At 34.0% G+C, this 22,239-nt stretch carries 23 protein-coding genes; 3 read left to right on the forward strand and 20 right to left on the reverse strand.

Annotated features, from left to right (window positions below; all coding sequences use genetic code 11):
• Positions 1–248: 248 nt before the first annotated feature.
• The 5 genes from NK213_RS10655 to NK213_RS10675 all read right to left on the reverse strand — a co-directional run bounded on the left by NK213_RS10655 (position 249) and on the right by NK213_RS10675 (position 4,152).
• On the reverse strand, positions 249–506 hold the full coding sequence (locus tag NK213_RS10655; RefSeq protein WP_253348945.1) for a hypothetical protein: 258 nt from the start codon (positions 504–506) through the stop codon (positions 249–251).
• Between the two features lie 228 nt (positions 507–734).
• A complete protein-coding gene (locus tag NK213_RS10660; RefSeq protein ID WP_253348946.1) occupies positions 735–1,091 on the reverse strand; it encodes a PTS glucitol/sorbitol transporter subunit IIA in 357 nt (118 codons plus the stop codon).
• A 17-nt stretch (positions 1,092–1,108) separates the two neighbouring features.
• Positions 1,109–2,122 (reverse strand): PTS glucitol/sorbitol transporter subunit IIB, encoded by a 1,014-nt coding sequence (locus tag NK213_RS10665; protein ID WP_253348947.1) that lies wholly within the window; start codon positions 2,120–2,122, stop codon positions 1,109–1,111.
• Positions 2,123–2,133: 11 nt separating this feature from the next.
• Positions 2,134–2,685, reverse strand: coding sequence for a PTS glucitol/sorbitol transporter subunit IIC (locus tag NK213_RS10670; RefSeq protein ID WP_253348948.1), 552 nt, complete (start codon positions 2,683–2,685; stop codon positions 2,134–2,136).
• A gap of 174 nt (positions 2,686–2,859) precedes the next feature.
• Positions 2,860–4,152 (reverse strand): NAD(P)H-dependent oxidoreductase, encoded by a 1,293-nt coding sequence (locus NK213_RS10675; protein ID WP_253348949.1) that lies wholly within the window; start codon positions 4,150–4,152, stop codon positions 2,860–2,862.
• Positions 4,153–4,996: 844 nt separating this feature from the next.
• Here NK213_RS10675 and NK213_RS10680 point away from each other — a divergent pair.
• The gene (locus NK213_RS10680) at positions 4,997–5,833 is read left to right on the forward strand and encodes a histidinol-phosphatase HisJ family protein (RefSeq protein ID WP_253348950.1); all 837 of its coding nucleotides are present in this window, start codon (positions 4,997–4,999) and stop codon (positions 5,831–5,833) included.
• Positions 5,834–5,951: 118 nt separating this feature from the next.
• On the opposite strand, the gene NK213_RS10685 is transcribed toward NK213_RS10680, so the two are convergent.
• The 9 genes from NK213_RS10685 to rhaB all read right to left on the reverse strand — a co-directional run bounded on the left by NK213_RS10685 (position 5,952) and on the right by rhaB (position 16,131).
• Positions 5,952–6,683 (reverse strand): phosphatase, encoded by a 732-nt coding sequence (locus NK213_RS10685; protein ID WP_253348951.1) that lies wholly within the window; start codon positions 6,681–6,683, stop codon positions 5,952–5,954.
• A 332-nt stretch (positions 6,684–7,015) separates the two neighbouring features.
• Entirely contained in the window at positions 7,016–8,170 is a 1,155-nt protein-coding gene (locus NK213_RS10690) for an iron-containing alcohol dehydrogenase (RefSeq protein WP_253348952.1), read from the reverse strand.
• 262 nt (positions 8,171–8,432) lie between these two features.
• Positions 8,433–9,371, reverse strand: a complete 939-nt coding sequence (locus NK213_RS10695) for an alpha/beta hydrolase (protein ID WP_253348953.1) — start codon at positions 9,369–9,371, stop codon at positions 8,433–8,435.
• 82 nt (positions 9,372–9,453) lie between these two features.
• A complete protein-coding gene (locus NK213_RS10700) occupies positions 9,454–10,545 on the reverse strand; it encodes a glycoside hydrolase family 105 protein (protein WP_253348954.1) in 1,092 nt (363 codons plus the stop codon).
• A gap of 133 nt (positions 10,546–10,678) precedes the next feature.
• Entirely contained in the window at positions 10,679–11,968 is a 1,290-nt protein-coding gene (locus NK213_RS10705) for an ABC transporter substrate-binding protein (RefSeq protein WP_253348955.1), read from the reverse strand.
• Positions 11,969–11,993: 25 nt separating this feature from the next.
• Positions 11,994–12,818, reverse strand: a complete 825-nt coding sequence (gene rhaD, locus NK213_RS10710; RefSeq protein ID WP_253348956.1) for a rhamnulose-1-phosphate aldolase — start codon at positions 12,816–12,818, stop codon at positions 11,994–11,996.
• 53 nt (positions 12,819–12,871) lie between these two features.
• Entirely contained in the window at positions 12,872–13,186 is a 315-nt protein-coding gene (rhaM, locus tag NK213_RS10715) for an L-rhamnose mutarotase (protein WP_253348957.1), read from the reverse strand.
• 55 nt (positions 13,187–13,241) lie between these two features.
• A complete protein-coding gene (locus NK213_RS10720; RefSeq protein ID WP_253348958.1) occupies positions 13,242–14,513 on the reverse strand; it encodes an L-rhamnose isomerase in 1,272 nt (423 codons plus the stop codon).
• A 160-nt stretch (positions 14,514–14,673) separates the two neighbouring features.
• On the reverse strand, positions 14,674–16,131 hold the full coding sequence (gene rhaB / locus NK213_RS10725; RefSeq protein ID WP_253348959.1) for a rhamnulokinase: 1,458 nt from the start codon (positions 16,129–16,131) through the stop codon (positions 14,674–14,676).
• Between the two features lie 198 nt (positions 16,132–16,329).
• Between rhaB and NK213_RS10730 the strand changes: the two genes are divergently transcribed.
• Together NK213_RS10730 and NK213_RS10735 are read left to right on the forward strand one after the other, a co-directional pair.
• Positions 16,330–17,310: a LacI family DNA-binding transcriptional regulator gene (locus NK213_RS10730; RefSeq protein WP_253348960.1), complete on the forward strand. Its 981-nt coding sequence runs from the start codon at positions 16,330–16,332 to the stop codon at positions 17,308–17,310.
• A 21-nt stretch (positions 17,311–17,331) separates the two neighbouring features.
• Positions 17,332–18,048, forward strand: a complete 717-nt coding sequence (locus NK213_RS10735; RefSeq protein WP_253348961.1) for a hypothetical protein — start codon at positions 17,332–17,334, stop codon at positions 18,046–18,048.
• A 45-nt stretch (positions 18,049–18,093) separates the two neighbouring features.
• Here NK213_RS10735 and NK213_RS10740 read toward each other — a convergent pair whose 3' ends face one another.
• From NK213_RS10740 to rho, 6 genes are all read right to left on the reverse strand, one after another.
• Complete coding sequence (locus NK213_RS10740) at positions 18,094–18,375, reverse strand: peptidoglycan-binding protein (RefSeq protein WP_253348962.1); 282 nt, start codon at positions 18,373–18,375, stop codon at positions 18,094–18,096.
• Positions 18,376–18,613: 238 nt separating this feature from the next.
• Complete coding sequence (locus NK213_RS10745; protein WP_253348963.1) at positions 18,614–19,003, reverse strand: hypothetical protein; 390 nt, start codon at positions 19,001–19,003, stop codon at positions 18,614–18,616.
• Positions 19,004–19,050: 47 nt separating this feature from the next.
• On the reverse strand, positions 19,051–19,416 hold the full coding sequence (locus NK213_RS10750) for a hypothetical protein (RefSeq protein ID WP_253348965.1): 366 nt from the start codon (positions 19,414–19,416) through the stop codon (positions 19,051–19,053).
• 102 nt (positions 19,417–19,518) lie between these two features.
• A complete protein-coding gene (locus NK213_RS10755) occupies positions 19,519–20,055 on the reverse strand; it encodes a hypothetical protein (protein ID WP_253348967.1) in 537 nt (178 codons plus the stop codon).
• Positions 20,056–20,281: 226 nt separating this feature from the next.
• Positions 20,282–20,785 (reverse strand): hypothetical protein, encoded by a 504-nt coding sequence (locus NK213_RS10760; protein WP_253348968.1) that lies wholly within the window; start codon positions 20,783–20,785, stop codon positions 20,282–20,284.
• Between the two features lie 203 nt (positions 20,786–20,988).
• Positions 20,989–22,233: a transcription termination factor Rho gene (gene rho / locus NK213_RS10765; RefSeq protein ID WP_253348970.1), complete on the reverse strand. Its 1,245-nt coding sequence runs from the start codon at positions 22,231–22,233 to the stop codon at positions 20,989–20,991.
• Between the last annotated feature and the right edge of the window lie 6 nt (positions 22,234–22,239).

Genomic DNA, 22,239 nt, shown 5'->3' on the forward strand with positions numbered 1-22,239 from the left:
TTCCTCTTGAAAAGAACCATGATACTTTTTGTTCAAAGGCTCTTGCCTCATTCATTCTTTTGTACATTTCTCTATATGTTCCTTTTTTTTCTTTCATTTCTCTCTCTCCTTTGCTTTTTCATTCTTGAATTCTCTTTTCACCCGGTATTTATTTCCAGATAAGATTTTTCCCAATAAAACCCGGATTAAAAGAGAATATTTAAGAAGGAAAATCCTAAAAAGTTATTTTGTTTTTTATAAATAACGTATTACTTCTTCACATACTGTTTCAATCCCGTTTTTGTTTCTATTTCATTTCCCGACACTACAGGAACCTTTGTTTCTATATGATTTTTTCCTAATATTACTATAACATCGGGAATCTTCGTTTCCTTGTTTATTTCGTATACATTTCTCCCTCTTACTTCTACATCTATATTTCTTCCCCTGCAATATTCCGTGATTGTCTGCATTGTATAGTTCATTTTTTTGACAGATACTCCTGCTGCCACTAATACTTTTTTCATACTATTTCCTCCCGAGTTCAGTATATATTTATGATATTTTTCTTTTAGATAATAACCCGCAATATTTTTTTATTTTTCTCAAACAAAAAGAGCATCCGGAAATTAAATTTTACTTTTTATTCCAATACTCTTTTCATCTGCACAGACCCATAATTTTTTCATCTGAGTCTGTGCTTTCTGTAAAATTTATTTTCTACAATTTACTTAAATAATCTTCCGGTATAAATGCTACTTGAAACTAATAAAATCACCTATTTCAATTATCGGATGATGTTCACCTGTGAGTTCTATCTGTCCCGGAACCTCAGCTTCCTCCTTACCGGTAAACTTAAATGTGCAGTGTCCCAGTTCTTTCAGAGTAAGCATAGCTTCTGTACCCACAGCTGTTACCTTATACTCGTGTTTGCCTAAAATTATTTCATCTCCGACTTTTATATCTCTTTTTATCTCACCTTCTTCGTGCAAAATAGCTATTTCAGCCAGTTCCTCAGGTGCTATATCATCAAATATTATTAGACAGCCGCATTCTTCATATAGTTCTAATGCACTCATCCCGATTTTGTTAACTTTAACGTTATAATTCATGTACCTTTCCTTTCTGCCTAAAATAATCCTATACTTGCCACGTAAGCCAATGCCACAGATACCGGACCGGTAATCAATCTCGAGAACAGTATTGCCGGCACTCCTATTTCTATTGTCTCAGCTTCAGCATCACCCAAACTCAATCCAACCGGTATAAAGTCACATCCTACCTGCGGATCAATTGCGAATAATGCTGGTAATGCCAATGATGCCGGTATAGATCCAAGTCCTATCTGAGTACCTACAAGCACTCCTACTACTTGGGCTATAACTGCCCCAGGACCTAACAGTGGTGAAAACACAGGTATTGCACATATTATCGAAATTACTAAAAGTCCGATCATATTACCTGCGAGAGGAGCCAGTTTATTTGCTATAAAGTCTCCTATTCCCGTACCTAATATTATACCTATTAACATACTCGTAAAAGCCATAAACGGTAATATATTTTTTATTACAGTTTCAATTACTTCTCTACCTGACTGATAGAAAATTGCTATTACTCCGCCTGTAGCTTTTCCAAGTCTAGTCAGAAAACCTTCTTTTTCATACTTAGTATCTGCAAGCTTTTCTCTGGCTTCTTTTTTTAGTGCCTCACCTTTTTGCTTGTTTGTCATACCTTCCATAGAATCTGCTTCAGCTGCTGCTGCAACAGTTTCTCCTTCTTCTGCCAGAGTCACATTATTTTCTTTTACATCTGATACATAAATATCTGAAGTTATGTACTGAGCCAACGGCCCTGCCTGTCCCACAGGCATTACATTAATAGTAAAAATTCTCTTTTTAGGGTACACACCACATCTTGCTGTTCCCCCGCAGTCTACTATTACTACCATTATTTCATCTTCAGGTACTCCGGTAACAAATCCGTTAACTATTTCGCAGCCAGTTAATTCAGCCAGTTTGTGAGCTAAAGGATGGATTGTTTTTCCAGTAATACTTACTATTTTATTTTTCTTTTCCGTTGGAGTGATAATTAACGGACCACCCCATCCATTTGGACCTTTTACTATTTTCACCGATTTATACATACTCATCCTCCTCACCCAGCTTTAGCTACTTTTTTAGATTTTCTACCCATTAATATAAGTGTAATTCTCTCTGTCAGAACACCTCTCATGAATATGACAACTATTCCCACAAGAAAATATCTTGTTGCAAGTCCTGCTGTCGGAAGACCCAGCTGTGTGATTCCGTTAGCAATTCCCATAAATACAAACAGCTCTCCTGCGTTAGCATGTGGGAATAAACCAGTTACCGGATGGACAAATGATACTGCCGAATCATAAAATGCCGGTTTATACTTTTCTTCAACGAATTTTCCAAAAGTGTAACACATTGGATTCGTTAAAAATAATACTGCTAATATTGGTAGTAATGTGTATCTTGTAATTATATTCTTAGAAGCCCATCTAGCTGCTTTATTTACCCTTTCTTCCCCGATTAATTTTATAACAGCTGTTATCCCTGTCATTAATACCACTAATAATGGAATTATTCCTGAAACCCAGCCGGCAAATACCTCTCCGCCTTGTTGAAACAGACCTATAAAGTGCGTTGCGATTTTTGATATAAAATCAATAATACCAAACATCTTAAACCTCCTAATTTTTAAATACTATTCTGCCTAAATCAAAATCAAATATTCTTTGAAATAAACAAGGTACTAAATTCAGCTCCTCTTTTATGCACTAAGATTTTTTTATGCATTATCAAAAATGCATTTTACCGATAAAATTACAAGAATTTATTTATTCCTTTCTCAAAATTAACCAAATAATTTGTCCTGTACTCTTCTTAACTGCAGTATAAATGAACTTTCGTCAAGCTCTACCATATCATAAGTTATTACTTCACCTTTTTTAACATCTTTTACTAATTTTGTTTTCTTAGTTATTAATCCCACAGGAAGTGCATTCATTTCTTTAGCCGTTTCATATACTTCCACTGAACCATATACTGTATATCCTCCGATTCCGTCTAAGTTTTCTCCTGCTTTAAGATCTTTTTTAGCTATAGTAATTACTTCTGAAACAAGTCCTCCCATTGGAGCTATTGTAGCTTCATGGTCTATTACAGCTTTTGCAGCTGATAATGGTGTTTCAAGACTGCACAGGTGATATGGTCTGTATAAAATGTAGTTCGGCCCGTCTCCCATATCCAGATATTTCATTTCTTTTCTTACTTCTTCCAGCTTGCTTGATACTACTACGAATACTCCAGGTGCTATTCCGTCAACGAAATCTACTACACCGTATTTGCTCAGTATTCCTCCTTCTTCTTTCAGACTGAATACTTTCGGTACATCATTTACTTCACCTTTTATTCCGTGTGCCCCTCTTACATCAGGTATATATCCTGTGGCATTTGACATTACAGCTAACTCGACCATTGTCTTACTTCCTTCTTTAAATGAAGCAAGCATGTGTGCGCTGACTCCTCTTCTTTCAGCTTCTTCGGCTACTGTATCAGGATTACAGTCTTTGTCAATTTTATTATTTTTTCCTTTTCCTATTACTCTTACATCAAATCCTGCTGCTTTTGCAAAATCATATAATTCTTTTGTTGCTGCCGGTTCGTCTCCTGCTGCTCCTGTATATACTACTCCTGCATTATCAGCCAGTTTTTTTAGCAAAGGCCCGATAACAACATCAGTTTCAGCATTTAACATTACTAAGTGTTTTTTCCCCATGATAGTATCAAGGGCTATTTTAGCTCCTACTTCTGTTACTCCTGTTGCTTCGATCAGAACTTCTATTTTTTTAGAATCTGTTACTACTTTTGAATCATCTGTTACAACGAAGTTCCCTTGCGAGATCCATTCATCAGCTTCACACGGACACTTTGTATACTTTATTTTGTCTTCAGCAACTCCTGCGTGCAGCAAAGCTTTTTTAGCCAGTTCTGTGTTTATATCCACTACTATTGCAGGATTCATCCCTTCCATAAGATACATTTGGCTTACCATTCCCTGCCCCATTTGTCCTGCACCTATTATTCCTGTCAGTATAGGTGTTCCGGCTTTCTCAAGCTTTTCCAGCTTATAGTTCAATCCTAACATAAACTTCCTCCTAAAATATATTTTATTTTTACATTTGTTTTCACATTTTACTTTTGATAATTAATTATACTTCATTTTTTACCATTGTCAACATTATTTTTCTTTTTGAAAACTCACTTAACATTTGTAAAAATATTTTTTTTATAATTTTAGAAAGTTATTTTATTTTTGTGATCTATAACTAAATATTGGTGATTCATGGATATTTTGATGTTTTTTTATTTTATATTTTTTTCATTAACAAACTAAAATATAACTTAAATAAATAATAAAAATAATCGTTTTTTATTATTTTAAGTTATATAAATAAATAATATACTATATTTAACCATAATATATATAAATATATTTTTACTTTTATGTTTGCATTTGTAAAAATAATTAAGTATTTAAAAAAAAACGGCTTTTTTATCTTAAAGCCAATTTTCCCTTTTATTACTATAGATAATAAAACATTTATACTGGCAATACCTTATATCATTTTTACTTTTGGTATCTTGTTTCACCTGTATCTGAAAAATCATTTTTTTGTTCTTCAGATTTACTTCCGCTGTTTTCTGTCATTTTCCTCCTTCTTTTATTTTTCTTCGTTTCTTCTTGCTTTTCACCTCCATATACTGATAATATATTTTACCTCATTTCTGGATTTTGAAAAGTATTTTTATACAGGTTTACAGTCTCTTTCTTCTGTTTCACAGGAAAAATGTCATGTGTACCATTTTTTTATTTTACATCATTTAAATTTTAGAATGAAAAACAAATTCTTTTTTCTATATTTACAAATGTTATAAAAATAATAACTATGTTATAATGAATTATATTTTTTCAGAAAGGTGGTAAGCAAATGTTAGCAGATTATCATATACACTCAGAATACAGTGATGATTCAGTTGAACCAATGGAAACAATCATTAAAAGTGCAATAGGTAAAAATATTTCCGAGATATGTTTTACCGACCATGTTGACTATAACATAAAATTAGACCATGATACCTTTAATCAAATGAATGATGAGGAAAAGGTCAAAAACAAAAAAGTATTAAATGTGGACTATCCCAATTATTTTAGAGAGATAGAAACTCTGAAAAATAAATACAAAGATCAGATCATAATAAAAAAAGGACTGGAATTCGGGATACAGACGCACACAATCAGCAGATTCCAGAGTTTATTTGACAGTTATGATTTAGATTTTGTTATTCTTTCATGTCATCAGGTGGATAATAAGGAATTTTGGACTTATGACTATCAGGAAGGGAAAACAGAAGACGAATATAATTTAGGATATTATGAGGAGATTTACAAATGCATACATCAGTATAATGATTACAGCGTACTGGGACATCTTGACCTGATTCAGAGATATAATAAGAGAATCTATCCTTTTGAAAAATCCAAAGATATTATTACAAAAATTTTAGAAAAGATTATTAAAGAAAATAAGGGAATCGAAATAAATACTTCCAGCTTTGCATATAAACTGGAAGACCTGACACCATCAAGAGAAATTTTAGCACTGTATCATCAGCTGGGCGGAAAAATCATTACTATTGGTTCCGACGCTCATAACGCTGAAAGCGTGGGCAGCCATATTGCTTTTATTCAACAGGAATTAAAGAATATCGGTTTTCGTTACTTTTGTACATTTGACAAAATGAAGCCTGTTTTTCATGAATTATGATTTTAATTAATAATAAAAACTGGTCTGTCAGGTGATTTAAGCTGAATAGACCAGTTTTTCCATTGATATTAGAAATATTTATTATTCTGAGATTCTATTTATATTATGATACTAATTATTAAAATCTCTCCCTCTCCCTGTTTACCCTTATAAACTCCCTGAATTTATCTGCCGAACTGTTTATCACCAACTCCTCAGGAAACCCGACACTGTCCAGAACCTTTTCCACATTCTCAAAATTGGCAATATCAGTCATATAATGTGCATCACTGCTTACCAACACAGGTATATTAAGCTTTCTGCATAACTCTAATATTTTCACCGAATTTTCAAATGTATTCTTCCGGCTGCTACTTCTCAGCGAATTATTATTTATCTCCAATAATACATGATACTCTTTTGCTGCCTGAACCACTTCATCATAATCAAGAGGACAGTTTCCGTCATCCGGGTGGCTGATTATATCAATTACAGGATTTTTTATTGTATTTATTATTGCCTGAGTGTTTTCAGCCATAGTTCCGTATTCATAACACATACTGTGAATTCCGGCAATACGCACATCCAAATGTCTGAAATACCGTTCATTCAGTCCCAAAGTTCCCTTATAATCGAGAATATTTATCTCTGCACCAAGCATAAGCTCTATTCCAAACATATTTCTAGGAACTACTCCCATATTGCCAAAGTAGAATTCATCACATGTCCCCGGAATTCCTGTGGTATGCTCTGTTATCCCAAGTATTTTCAGCCCTTTTTCCGAAGCTGCCCTTGCCATTTCTGTTATTGTTCCGTAAGCATGCCCGCTTGCTATGGTATGAGTATGCACATCCAGTTCATATCTTCTCATTGTTTTCTCCTTTTCAGCCTTTCATCGTAAGCTAACTGTGATATTTGTTATGTCAATGCTTCTTTTTATTTTCATTTTACTACAATATAAAATGAATTACAATGCGAAAATCCGGTTCAAAAAATCTGAGTTTCCCTGCCTTACTTATATACTTTTGGTTGTTCCTCATATAATATTTAATTCCGTATCTTATTCTCTTCATATGCACAATCAAACCCAAACCAGAATACCATCCCCTCTGCACCTCAAGAAAAAAACATAAATATATTATAACAAAACTCCTGAAAAATCATGATTTTTCAGGAGTACCCGTACTTTATCAATTTGTTTATTTAAAATGCCTCTTTAAATATTGCTATAGTATCCTCAAGAGTAACATCTCTTGGATTTGTCCCTGCACATGCATCTTTTAGTGCATTTTCAGCCATTACTTTGAAATCTTCCTCTTTTACCCCTAGTTCTCTAAGCCCCTTTGGTATCCCCACTTTTTCAGATAACTTCATTATAGCTTCTATAGCCTTTGCATTAGCTTCTTCCACAGACAGACCCTCTACATTTTCCCCTAGGATTTCTGCTACTTTTCTTAATTTGTCACCTGTATTCGCAGAATTAAATTTTTCTACATGAGGAAGAAGTATAGCATTACATACCCCGTGCGGGAGATTATAAAATCCTCCGAGCTGATGTGCCATTGAATGTACATATCCAAGCCCCGCATTATTAAATGACATTCCGGCTATATAAGAAGCGTACGCCATTTTTGATCTTGCCTCTATATTATTGCCGTCTTTTACCGCATCCTCAAGAGATTCCCCGATTAATTTCACAGCTTCCAGTGCAAGCACATCTGTAAGTTCGTATGCACCTGTAGAAACATACGCTTCTATAGCATGTGTCAGTGCATCCATTCCTGTAGCCGCAGTAAGATCAGCAGGTTTTCCTGTCATAAGCTCAGGATCACTTACAGCTATACTTGCAAGACAGTTTTTATCAATCATAACCATCTTTATATGTGTCTCTTCATTTGTTATAACATAATTTATAGTAACTTCGCTTGCAGTTCCTGCAGTGGTATTAATTGCAATAATAGGTACAGATTTGTGTTTTGATTTGCCTATTCCTTCATAATCTTTTATTTCGCCGCCGTTCGTAGACAATATTCCTATGGCTTTCCCGGCATCCTGCGGAGAACCTCCCCCTATAGATATGATAAAATCACAGTTTTCAGTCTTATAAACATTCAGACCGTCATGGATATTCTTCATTGTAGGATTGGGCTGTATGTCATCCACCACAGCATAACTTACCCCGTTTTCATCCAGTACATCAGTTACTTTTTTCACTACTCCGATTTTATTAAGAACACTATCTGTTACTACCAGAGCTTTTTTCAATCCTAAATCTTTAATATCCGTTCCTATTTCTTTTACACATCCGGGCCCTATTAAAGTTACTGCAGGCCAGTAAATTCTTCTACTTACTTTCATAAATACCTCCATATTTGTTTTTAGAATATATTTTGGAACACTTTATAAATGAAATATTTTGCTGCTTTAGTGATAAATAAAAGATTTTTACTTTAATGATTTTAGAATACAAAGGTTTTACAGATTAAACGAAATGAAAAACATGAATACTTTTTCCTAAATTATATCACAATAAAACCGTTTGTCAATTTTTTAACAATAAAAAACTTTAACACCATACTTCAATTAAATCAGCTAAAACATAACTGTCTCTGTTAAAAATTCAGATTTTGGAAATATCTCTGTTTAAAAAATCTGATATATTTCTGTATATCTCATGGCACTCTTCTAAGCCCGGAAGCGCATGCATAAAAGCATGATTAAGACCGGAATATCTTTTGAATTCCACTCTGACAGAAGCTCTCTCCAGACATTTTGCATAATATTCGGCCTCATCACTTAAAGGGTCGTATTCCGAACAGATTATAAATGCCTCGGAAAGCCCGGACAGATTATTATCTTTACTTAAAGAAACATAAATATTATCCCTGTCATCTTTATTTTTCAAATAAAAATCCCAGTATCTGTGCATACTGTTGCTTGAAAGACCGTAACCCCAACTGTATTTTTCATATGACCCGTATTTTGTGCCAGCATCCTTACTGTAAAAATCAATAACAGGATATATCAAAATCTGCTTTGTTATTTTTACTTTATCGTTATTTTTAAATCTTTTTGCTGCCGCACCGGCAAGATTCCCGCCTGCACTATCCCCGCAGACAGCTGTTTCACCTGAATTTATCCGCAGTCTTTCTGCATTTTCCGCCGCCCATTCCACTACCCTGCAGCAATCCTCCAAAGGAACAGGAAACTTATATTCGGGAGCAAGTCTGTATTCAGGCGCTATTACTTTCCATCCTGTATATTTTGCCAGATTTCTGCACATTTCATCATGTGTTTCCACACTGCACCGCACAAAACCTCCCCCGTGAAAAAATATTATTACGGGTTTTATCTTATTATCATCTTTATACTCATAAATTCTAACAGGAATTTCATAAGTATTATTTTTCACATATTCATTACTTATTTTATCAATTTTTGTTCTTTGTTCCAGAGGCATACCCCAGTCTGCCGCTCTCATCTCCTCTACTGTGGGAGAAAAGTTTTTTGGGATGGGATTTTTTTCCAAATCTCTGGCTACTTTAGGATGCAGTGGCATTTTTCCTCCTTTGAAAAATTTTATAAACAGGCTGCCTTGTTCAAGGGTAAAAAACAGCCTGCCTTTTATGAAAAAAATCTTATTACTTAAAATAATTCAGATATTCTACAAGACATAGTACAGACAAAGACTGGCCGTAAGGCATTGGAGTTATGGGAATATCCTTATAAAACTGAAGATCATTTCCCATAGCTGTTCCAAATGAAACATTCTGCACTTCACCATCTTCATTTATATTATTTATCACAGCGTTAACAGCTTTCAGCGCTGTCTCTTCGTATTTTTTATCTATATAACGCTTTCTTATGGCTTTCAAAATACCAAATGCAAAACCCGCAGTAGCCGAAGTTTCCATATAAGAAGACGGATCCATGAGAAGTGTGTGCCATAATCCGTTTTCATTCTGCACTTTTGCAAGTGTTTCTATTTGCCGCTTTAATGTATCTACCAGATATTCCCTGAAAAAATCCCCTTCTTTCAGATCCAGAGTCTCGATTATTTCAGGAATAACAATAGTTATCCAGCAATTCCCTCTTCCCCATAATGCATCCGCAAAATTATGATTCCCGTCAAATGTCCATCCATGGAACCAAAGACCTGTTTTTTTATCAAAAAGATATTTTATATGTACTAAAAACTGCTTCTTAGCTTGCTCTATATACTCAGGTCTGTTTAGAAGCTTTCCTATTTTTGCCAGAGGAAGGACACTCATCATTAATGTATCATCCCAAAGCTGATCTTTATTCTCGCTTAAAAACACCTTATGCTGTATTCCGTCATCTTCAGTACGGGGAATTCCGTACATTACCCATTCTGCCCATATTTCCAGATAAGGAAGATACTTAGGATTTTTCGTTATTTCATATAAATACGCCAGTGTAAGCATAGGCGCCACTGTGTTTACATTTTTTTCCGGAAGCCCTTCCTCGAATCTTCTGTCATACCATTCTGTTAACAAGTCCAGAAGCTTTCTGTCACCAGTCTGTTCATAATATTTATATATTCCGTAAAGTGCTACTCCCTGAGTCCACTCCCATCCGTTAAAGCTTTTTGTATCATAAATAGACCCGTCCTCAAGATGCCACACAAACTCCAGTTTTTCATCTTTTAGATTTTTCAGGTTTTCCAGTAATAAATCAATGTAATTTTCTATATCTTTCTGTTTAAGCAACAATTTTATTTCTCCTTTCTGATATACTCCCATAATTTAGAAATCAGTTTCAATATAGTTTTAATTTATTATATCACAAGTACCTTGGCAGTAAAATATCTCTTATAAAGCCTGTCACTGCCAAGGTACTATATTATTATCTCAAAATATTTTTCAATGATGATTCCATATCAGCAAGAATTCCCTCTGCTGCCTTATCTACATCAATCTGACCATAGTCAAGTTTTTGCACATAACCTGCAAATATCTTAATAAGTCTCTCATCCTCATAATAAGGGCTTATCATTTTTCCTTGATATGCCAATGCCTTATCAAGCACTTCTTTCGATATTCCCGTTATCATATTTTCTTTTTCCAGCACTTCAAGAGCCTTTTTATTAGAAGGTATTCCTCTTGTTAATCCCAGTATTTTTGACGCTTCAGGATCAGAAAGAAGAAAATTCAGGAACTTTGCTGCTGCTTCAGGATTCTTTGTGTCTTTGTTTATTGCGAATGCCATATTAAGTCTTGTAAATGCCGCATTATGATCTCCGATACCTTTAATATAGTTACCGGATGCTACCTGTCCCTCTTTAAGAGTATCCTGAAATACTCCTGTTCTTGACGACCATTCGTAAGTTCCGCCTATATTTCCGTTTACCCACAGCGGATTCTGATCTCCCGGAACATTTCCCAGCCCTGCTCTGTCTTTTGTTGACAGTGTAACCTTCTCATCAACCATTCTCTTATAAAATCTTAGAGCATCTGCAAGTTCCTCTTTAGTAACACCCATTTTATTTTCTTCATTAATCAGGTTATTTCCTGTTTTTTGCAGTAAATAATAATTTATAAAGTAGTAGTTTACTTTTTCGTCTGATACATCCAAAGGATAATAGTCATCTCCGAGTTTTTCTTTAAATACTTTATTTACGGCAAAAAGCTCGTCTGCTGTTTCAGGAAATTTTGCCCCTGCTTTATCGAATACACTCTGGTTATAATAAAATCCCATTCCGTTTAATCCCACAGGAACAGCATTAAGTTTATCTTTTATAACAGTATGGTTCAGAATTGCCTCGTCATAATTACCCAGATCAAAGTCTTTAAGGTCTCTCACATTATAAAAACCATCTCCGTTTTTAGAGAAAATATACAGCCAGTTCCAGTCTACCTGCATAATGTCAGGAGCTGTTTTTCCGCTCATCTGCGTAGACAGTTTTTCCAAATATCCTTCATATCCTGAATATTCAGCTTTTATTTTTATTCCGGGATTTTTTTCCTCAAAAAGCTTTATTGCATCCAGTGTAGCTTTATGTCTTGCATCAGACCCCCACCACATTACCCGTAATTCTACTGTTTTTCCTGTATCTCCTCCTGTACTGCTTTTTTTCTCGCCGCATCCAATTAAAAATAATAATGTTAATAACAATAAACAAATTTTACTTCTCATCAAGTCCTCCTAATTATATTATATTTTATAATTTTAAAATTCCTTCACGCGGTGTCACTCCAAAACCTTTTGCCAGATCAGCAAGTTCCCTGTCAGTAATCTCCTGTTTTCTGCCGCCCATTGATATTACTTTCACCAGTATTTCCGCCGCTTTTTCAGCTGTATCTATAAGGCCGAAAGCTTCATCAAGAGTTGCCCCTGTTCCGAATATCCCATGAAACGGCCAAATTACCAGATTAAAGTCTTTCATTTTTTCCATAGTTTTAGTTCCTATTTCCACAGTTCCCGGAACCACCCATGGAATTACCCCTATTCCCTCTGGAAATACCACAAGACACTCTGTACTCATCTTCCAGAGTTCCTTTGAGAATGTTTCGGTATTCAGGTCTAGCACATATGTAAGAGCTATAAGATTAGTGGCGTGATTATGCATAACTACCCTGCTTTTATCTCCGCACAGTGATTTTTTCACAGAATGTGCGGATAAATGTGTAGGAAGCTCGCTTGTGGGTATTCCGCCGTTTTTATAACCCCATACTTTTCTGTATTTTGTCCCGTCTTCATTTATTTTTATTATTCCCAGCGTATCTTCCGGATCAAGTATCACATTTCTGAAAAATTTTCCGGACCCTGTGACAAGAAAGTATTCATTGGCAAGATTAGGCACTTCAAAATCCATATCCGTAAAATCTCCGCTGCCTGTATCCTGCACATATTCCTCTGCTTCCTCTGTTTTTATACGATAGCTTACATTTCCGCCGTTTCTTTCATCCCATCCTTTCAGCCACATATCATGTATCACTTTCACCATGTCCCGTAAAAAACCGGCTTCAAATATATCTTTTTTCATATTTCCTCACTTTCGTTATGTAATTTTCCTTTTTTCAGTATAGGGAGAATTTTTTACTTCAGATAAAAAACTTCTCTTAGTTCTGTGGATTTCGGACTGTTGTCTTCATTTGTCTCCATGATGTCTTTCATGAAATCCCACCACTTCTTACATTCCTCTGTTTCTGCCACCTTATCCCATAATTCTTCACTTTCTATTTCCACATAAGCAAAAAGGCTGTTAGTTTCTTTGTCGAGAAATATTGAATAATTATATGCTCCGTGATTTTTCAAAACTTTTTTTAATGGTTCCCAGATTTCATCATGTCTTTTCTTGTATTCTTCATACTGTCCGCTGTAAACTTTCATCTTAACTGCTTTTCTTATCATAAATTCCTCCCTTCCCTGATAAAATCTATTTATGCATTATATATCTTCCCTGAAATTATTGCGGACTTCTTTTACTCAGTTCATTTTTTTCATATTCTTTCACTGTTTCAAGCCACTCTTCACCCACAGGAATATTTTTTTCACTACAGTAATAATCCCATACAGCTCCTGCCGGATACATTTTATACTCTTCAAGAAGTGCCAGTCTGCTTGTAAAATCTCCCGAAAGCTCTATTTCCTTTAATTTTTCCACAGGTTCCAAAAGAGCCAGCATAAGGGCTTTTCTTGTATTTCTCACTCCTATTGCCCATGCCGCTATTCTGTTTATACTTGCGTCAAAGAAATCTATTCCTATATGAACTCTTTTATCAAAATCATATCTTATTATCTGGTTTGCTATTGCCCTTAGTTCGTCATCAAGAATTACCACATGGTCACTATCCCATTTCACCGGTCTACTTACATGCAGCAGTATTTGATCCAGATATAAAAGCACTGACGGTATCTTATCTGATATGACTTCTGTAGGATGAAAATGTCCCGCATCAAGGCATAAAAGTGTTTTATTCTCTACTGCATAACCCATATAAAATTCATGAGACCCCACAGTGTAAGACTCCAGTCCAAGACCAAATACTTTTGATTCCACAGCATCAAGATTATATTCAGGATTTATTTTTTCCTCCATAATTTCATTAAGTGATTCTTTCAGACGTTTTCTCGGCATATATCTGTCTACGGGTATATCCTTATATCCGTCAGGAATCCATATATTCGTCACACACGGAATCCCAAGCTCCTTACCAAAATATTCCCCGATCTTTCTCGAAGCCTTACAATGCCCTATCCAGTAATCTCTTATCTTTTTGTCAGGATGTGACAAAGTTGCTTCTTCTGCAAGAGGATGAGAAAATAATGTAGGGTTAAAATCAAGACCAAGCCCCATTTTCTTTGCCCATTCTACCCAATTCCTAAAATGTTCCGGCTTTATCTCGTCTCTTTCTGTTTTTTCCCCGCCAAACTCTCCGTATATTGCATGAAGATTCACTTTATGCTTTCCGGGAACAAGCTTAAATACCATTTCCAGATCCTGTCTTAATTCATCAGCAGTTCTTGCTTTTCCGGGATAATTTCCCGTAGCCTGAATTCCTCCTGTTAATGCACCCTCAGGATTTTCAAAACCCTGTACATCGTCACCCTGCCAGCAATGAACGGAAATCATTATCTCATCCAGCCTTTTTAGTATTTCATCTGTATTTATACCGATTTTTTTATATTGTTCTTTTGCGAGTTCATAGCTTTTCAAAACATTTTCCTTATTCTGCATTATTTCCTCCTGTTAGTTATTATTTCCCCGATTTTCCCCATAAATTCAGAAATGAACTTTTAGTGTTTTGCCTCACTTTGAATGGACAATGTGCGAAACTTTTTATTTAGTAAGACAAAACACCAGAAATGAATTTTTCATTATTATATGCAATTTTTGATTAACATAATTTAAGAAAGTTACTATATAGCTCTTTCAGATTTTTCTCAGGACGGTACTTTTTTAATCCTGATGAATCCCTTATTATTTTCCTTCCTTCTTCTATACTTTTTATCCCGCCTTTTGCATAAGCCTGCATTGTTACATTCCCCAGAACAGTTGCTTCCACAGGCCCTGCAATAACAGATATTTCTGCTGCATCTGAAGTAAGCTGGTTCAGATACTCATTCTGTGATCCTCCGCCTATTATATTCAGTCCTTTTATCTTTAAACCGCTTAATTCCTCAAGTTCTTTCAAAGTTTTCGCATAAAGAAAAGCCAGACTGTAAAATATGAGCTTCCCAAACTGCCCGATATTTTCCGGTGCTTTTTGATTAGTCTCAATGCAGTAATCGCATATTGCATCTTTCATACTCTCAGGATTCAAAAATCTCTCATTATTAGGATTAATAAGTGATATAAATTCCTTTTCCTCTTTAGCAAGCTTTACTATTTCAGAAAATGAAAACTCATCGTTATATTCTTTTTTCACTCTCTGAATCAGCCATAATCCCATTATATTTTTCAAAAATCTTGATTTTTTCTCTATTACACTTGCTTCATTTGTAAAATTCAGTTCATAGGATTTTTCACTTATAATATAGTCGCTTTCTATTCCCATGAGAGACCATGTTCCGGAACTTATATATGCCGCTGTCCCTTCTTTTTCCAAATGCGGTACTGCTGCAATGGCCGATGCCGTGTCATGTGTCCCCGGCAGTATTACGTTCAGCCTTTTTATCCCAAGTTCCTTCTGTACTTCACTGCTGATATTCCCTACAATATCTCCGGCTTTTCCCAGCTTCGTATTTTTTATTTTCTCAAAGCCTGTTATTTTCAATATTTCATCATCCCAGAATCCTGTTTTATAATTCATCATCTGTGTGGTAGATACATTTGTTATTTCATTTATCTTTTTACCTGTAAGAAGATAATTCAGATAGTCTGGTATCATCAGAAAAGTTTCTGCTTTTTCTAGCAGGCTTTTATCTTTCAGTTTCAATGAATACAGCTGAAATAAAGTATTAAACTCCATAAACTGAATCCCTGTTTTTTCATAAATCTTTTCTTTTGCAAGAATCCCGAAAACTTTTTCCATCATGCCGTTTGTTCGTGAATCCCTGTAAGAAACAGGCCTTCCAAGTATCTTGTCATTACTGTCCAAAAGTATAAAATCCACTCCCCAGGTATCTATTCCTATACTCAGGTCTTCTTGCCTGTTTTCTTTGAAGTATTTTTTCAAGCCTGACATTATCGAACCATAAATTTTCTCAATATCCCAAAAATAGGTATTTTCTTCGTATTTTAGATATTCATCAAATCTGTATATTTCTTTCAGTTCTATTTTCTTATTAATCAGTACAGCTTCAAATATTCTGCCGCTCGAAGCTCCTATATCCACTGCAAGATACTTTTCCATGTGACCTCCCATATCAGTATTCTATCTTTTCCGTTTTTAATTTTTGCATAAATTTGCAATATTTTTTTCTTTTTACTTGCATTAATATATAACCTCGATTTTCTATTTTGTCAATAGGCATTTTTAAAATTTATGTTGAAATATATCTAAAAACTTTATATAATTAACTTGCTCAATATATTCTCAAGGAGGCTGAAAATGACTTTAGAAGAAATCGCAAAATTATGCAATGTTTCTACTTCTACAGTTTCAAGAGTTCTCAATAATAAAAAAGGAATTAGTGAAAAAACAAGAAAAAATATTCTGGATTTAGTTAAGGATTTGGAGAAACAGGAAATACCAATACTTAAAAAAACAACGAAAACAATAGCTTTTATTGTTCCGTCTTTATCAAATTACTTTTTTTCCACTCTCTTGAAAAAAATTCTTATTGAAGTTGAAAATAAAAATATTGATATACTGGTTTTTGACATTAATGATGATATAGAACGTGAAATAGAAGTGATAAAAAATTTAAGCAATAAAAATATAGACGGTATGATACTTATAAGTTCAAGTAAAAATGACGAAAAATTCAAAATTAAAAAGGAACTTCTGACTTTTACACATCCGTTTATTCTTATGGACAGAAAGCTGAAAGATGCCAGTTTTGACGGTGTTTATGTAGATAATATACGGGGAGTTTTTACCCTTACGGAATACCTCATAAAAAAAGGCAAAAAAGATATCACTATTATTACCGGGGACAAAAATTCCAATATTAGTCTGGAAAGAATAGAAGGGTATAAAGAAGCCCTTTATATGAACGGTATTGAAATTTCCAACGGACATATTGTTTTTGCGGACTTTTATGATTCCCACAAAATAGAAAAAAGCCTGAAAGCCGTTATTACTGAAAAGAATTATCCTAAGACACTGATCTGCTGTAATAATATTATATTGCAGACAGTAATTAAATTAATTATGCAGAATAATCTAAAAATAAACAAGGATATTACTGTAGTTTCTTTTGATAATACTGATTTTCTTGATAATCTCGGTTTCAAGATCAGCTGTGTTTCACCAGACCTTGATACTTTGGTTTCTCAGTCTATAAACCTGATTTTGGAAAATATATTAAATAAAAAAAATACTACAAGACAAATAGATATTATTCCTGAACTTGTGGAAAAAAATTAATTTTAGGGAGTGTGGAGTTTTATGGCAAACCATTTTGAAGCAATCGGTATTGAAGTAAATTCTATGGAAGATATGGAAGAATTATATTCTCAGTGTTTAGAACACGGTACAGAAATTGATACAGAATTCGGAAAATACTTTTTCTGGGATATGGGAAACGGAGCGGAACTCTGGGGACAACTGGACACTGACAATAATGCCGGTCTGAACCCGAATTTTTCAGGCAATTCTTCATTTAACGCCGTATTGGAACATGAAATCAAAGATGAAGAAAGACCTGTCATGGACGGCTGCCTTTACTGCCAGTCCGGAGATGTTTTTCCTTTTGTTGTTGATGTTCCTGATATGAAAATATGGAAACCTGAATTTCCTGAAACACGCTCTCTTCGAATTTCAGCTTTTGCTCATAATGTGGAAATCTATGAATCTGAAGAAGATTATGATAAAAAAAATATCAAGGAGCCGAAATTTGCTACAGAACATTTTATTCCCACAGGGTTATTTACTGATGAGGGGCAAACAGCAACAGCCCATGCCATGTTCGGCGGAACTATAAAAACAGCCGAGAAAAAAACTAATCCTGTGACAGGACTGGAATTTTACCATGCTTTGGTAAAAACTCTCGGCGGAGAAATAGATGTAGTTATTCCTCCTGAACTAATAGAAGGCAGTACCGAATTACGAAAAGATTATATCCTAACCGGACACTTCTGGCTTTCTGCCAGAATATCGGATTAATTTCCATAAAAACAGGGAGCCAATGCTCCCTTATTTTTTATTATTCTAATTTAATCCTTCTTTAGCAAGAAGCTTTTCCAGTTTTTTATCTGTCCCCTGATTTCCTTTATATGTCTGAATAGCCTTTTTAGTCTTGCTTCCATATATCCCGTCAAGTTTTCCTGTATAATACCCTAAATCTTTTAATCTTTTCTGGATTTCAACAAAATTTGTTCTTCTCTTCTCTTTTGTAACCGACTGTGATTTAGACGTTGTTGTACTACTTGCTGCAGTGAAACTGATAGTTGCTGCCAATAAAAAAATTACGGCTAATTTTAATTTTCTCATATCTTCTCCTTCTAAAACTTTTTTCTATTATATACTTTTTATAAAAACTTTGTAAATCTAAAATTATTTTAAAATTTTATGTATAAAAAATTCTTTATCCCTATATTATGATCTAAATAAAAAAACAGACCGAATTTTAATCAACAGATTAAACAAAACAAGCCTGTTTCTTTTTACTTATCCAATTAATTTCAAAAAATGCCCTTTTCTGATATTATTATCAAAAATTCTTACTGTCTTACTTCTTTACCCATGCACTTGTATATTCCTGAAGTTTTCCTTTCAAATAAGTGAGCCCGCCCATAATCTGATCCATGTCGCTGTCACTGAAACTGTCTTTATTTTTTATAAACTTATCAAGTATTGCGTTTACCCTTTTGTCATAATACTTATTAAGCTTTGCAAAATCTTCCTTAGATGTCAGCATAGAATCTACCTGCGCATCATATGTTACTCTTGTAAAATCATCCATTACTGCCTGAGCTACAGGACTTTGCATTTTCGGTCTCGACAGTCCTACCACATTGTACACAGTCTGTATATTTTCTTCTTTTCCGTTACTGTAATAAGGCTTAGTGTAAGTTATTACTCCTAATAACAGAAACAAAGCAACTAAAACTTTTTTCATACTTCCTCCTTAATTTAGTCTTTCATTATCTTTGATACATATTCACTTTACTGTAACTGGTCTACTATTGCCTGTAACTTATCAAGATGATCCAGTATTTGCTGTGCATCAGCTTCGCTTAAACTGTTCATATTTTTATCCAGCTTGTCAAGCACTGCATTTGTTCTTGCCATGTAGTAATCGTCCAGCTTACCGTAATCTTTTTCAGGGGTTGTTGAGTAATCTTCCACAGATTCATAAGTTATTCTTGTGAATTCATCAACTATTCCCTGTGCAGTCTGGTTTTTCAAAGCTGGTCTTTTTAGATTCATCTGACTGTAAACAGTGGCAATAGGTACTTCTTTCCCGTAATAATTCTTTGAGAATGCTGTTACTGTTAACAATAGAAATAACATTACTAACGTTTTTTTCATATTTCCTCCTTATTTTTTGTTATATATATCAAACCCTTTTACTTACATATTTTATCATCTCATACTTATGTGAATTTATTGTGAATAAAATAAATTTTTTAATTATCTGCGGATTATTTCCAGCTTTTGGCTTTCTTCCTGCTGTATCAAATAAAGTTTCAGTTTATTTTCTTCTGCCTTCACAAAAATATTTCCATTAGTTTCTTTTCCTGAATTCAGCTTTTCTGTTTCGCCTTCCTTCAGTCCGAATCTCTTATCTATATCTGAAAAATTCTCATTTCCGGCTTTTCTATATATAATTATATTATCTTTATATAGTCTGAGTACGTTCCCTGCTTTGGCAATACTGTTTATTTCCATACCCGGATTATTGATGAGAAGAGCAGTAAGACTCTGACCTGTTTTCTTTGTAATCTTATAAATACTGTCACCATTCTGAACTGAATATTTTCTCTCAATAATGCCATTCACGTTTTTTACATTTTTCAGTCCCGTTATTTCTTCTTCTGCATCATCTTTTAATGTAAAATTATATGAATATTTTTTCTGATATTGATTATTGCTGAATATATCAGCACAGGCCGTAAATATAATTCCTGAAAAAAATATTCCCAAAATAATGCCTTTTCCTTTTTTCATATATTCACCTGATTTATCTGTAATTTCCTAAAATAAATTATAAAATATACGTTGATTTAGTACAATTTTATAAAAAAATTTTAGTGGATATTACAAGTATTCTAACATACAGGACTAAATTTGTATAGTATTTAATATGATATTATTTTACAATAAAAAACTGAAAGATCAAGGGTTTATATTAATAACAGATATTCTTATAAAAATTTCTCAGTAAATATTTGAATTATTTGAGTTTCTGCCTGTAATCTTCGTGACTCAGCCCGAAAGCAGAAAAGCAGAGATTATCTGTATCTGTATTTATATAATTTTCACCGTATTCAGGCGAGAAATACAAATCAACATTACTGTCAAGTATCCTTATTATCACACTTCCATACTTATGCACCAAAGTGAAATTTAGTTTTTCCTGATTAAGTACCTTTATCATTTTAGAAACCGTAAGTTCTTTTACATTGTCAAAAATCCATTTATCCAGACTAATATTCTTCCCTGCATTTAGTTCGGCAAAATTATCACACCATATGGTGAAAAGTATCTCTTTATCAAAATGAAATTCTATATTCCCGTATAACCAAATATACAGATCGTGTCCCATATCACCGATTCTGTCCGGATCAGGAAAATTATTCAGTATCCACTCTTTTGTCTGCCCTGTTTCTATAAAGTCAAACTCCCCTTTTATGACAAATTTATATAAATCAACATCAACAGGTTTTTTTAATTTCATTTTTCTCACCTCTTCCAATAAAATTCTCTCTTTATTTCATAAAATAATTATTCTGTAATTGTCTGTATTTTCTCATTATATCATAATTTTTTTATCATGAAAAAATATTATCTTGTACATTTTTTCCAAGTTCAGCAATCAAAAAAAATTTCCCAACAAAAAAACTGTACCAATAATAAACTTTATCCTGGTACAGCCATATTTTATATTGTTATTTTTGAATTATCCTTTGATATCATATTTATCAGTTCATCATTCGAACTTGTCTTTTTAATGAGATCTATAAGCTTTTTCACTGCTTCTGCCTCATTATAGTTGCTTAGATATCTTCTGAAATTCCATATTGTTTTCAGTGTTTTTTCATCAAGAAGTATTTCTTCTTTTCTTGTTCCGCTCTTTAGTACATCTATTGCAGGAAATATTCTTAACTCCGCAAGAGATCTCTCAAGAATTACTTCCATATTTCCTGTTCCCTTAAATTCCTCGAATATTATGTCATCCATTTTACTTCCTGTTTCTATAAGGGCTGTAGCAATTATAGTCAGACTTCCGCCCTTTCTTATATTTCTTGCAGCTCCAAGAAATCTCTTCGGATAATACAAGGCTTTCGGGTCAATCCCTCCTGATATAAGTTTTCCGCTTGACGGAACTACTATATTATAAGATCTGGCAAGTCTTGTCAGACTATCCATCAGTATTACTATATCTTTTCCTTTTTCTACTTCTCTTTTTGCTTTTTCCAGTACATCTTCAGTTACCTTTATGTGAACACTTGGATCTTCATCGAACGTTGCAGCAAAAACTTCTGCATCACGCACATTTTCCTTTATATCCGTAACCTCTTCCGGTCTTTCATCAATAAGAAGTATCCATAATTCCACTTCTGGATTATTATTTATAATATCATTTGCCAAAGTCGATAAAAGTATTGTCTTACCTGCTTTCGGCGGTGCTACTATAAGACCTCTCTGCCCTTTTCCTATTGGTGCTATAAGGTCTATTATTCTTGACGACAGACTTGCCGCTGACAAGTTTAATTTTTCCTCAGGATACGAAGGCGTAAGATCATCAAAAAACGGTCTGTTAGTTGATTTTTCAGGAGCATCTCCGTTTATAAGGAGAGTTTTTATAAGTGCATAATTTTTTTCCGTTCCTATAGGCTCTCTTACTTCTCCTAAAACTATGTCCTCATTCCTAAGTGCAAATTTCCTCGCCTGCGATGCTGATACATATATATCAGGCCCTACTGTACTTTCTCTCAAAAAACCATATCCGTCCGACATCATGTCAAGCCTTCCGGACCCTAATATAATATTATCTTTTTTAGCTTCTTCAATATAAATATTTGTAATAAGATCTGATTTGCCCATCGTGGAAAAACCACTTATTCCATATTCTTTTGCTTTTTTTCTTAATTCCGTTAATTTCATTTCGAAAATATTTTCCATAATTTT

Source organism: Sebaldella sp. S0638 (assembly GCF_024158605.1).
In the GTDB taxonomy this organism is placed as follows: Bacteria; Fusobacteriota; Fusobacteriia; order Fusobacteriales; family Leptotrichiaceae; genus Sebaldella.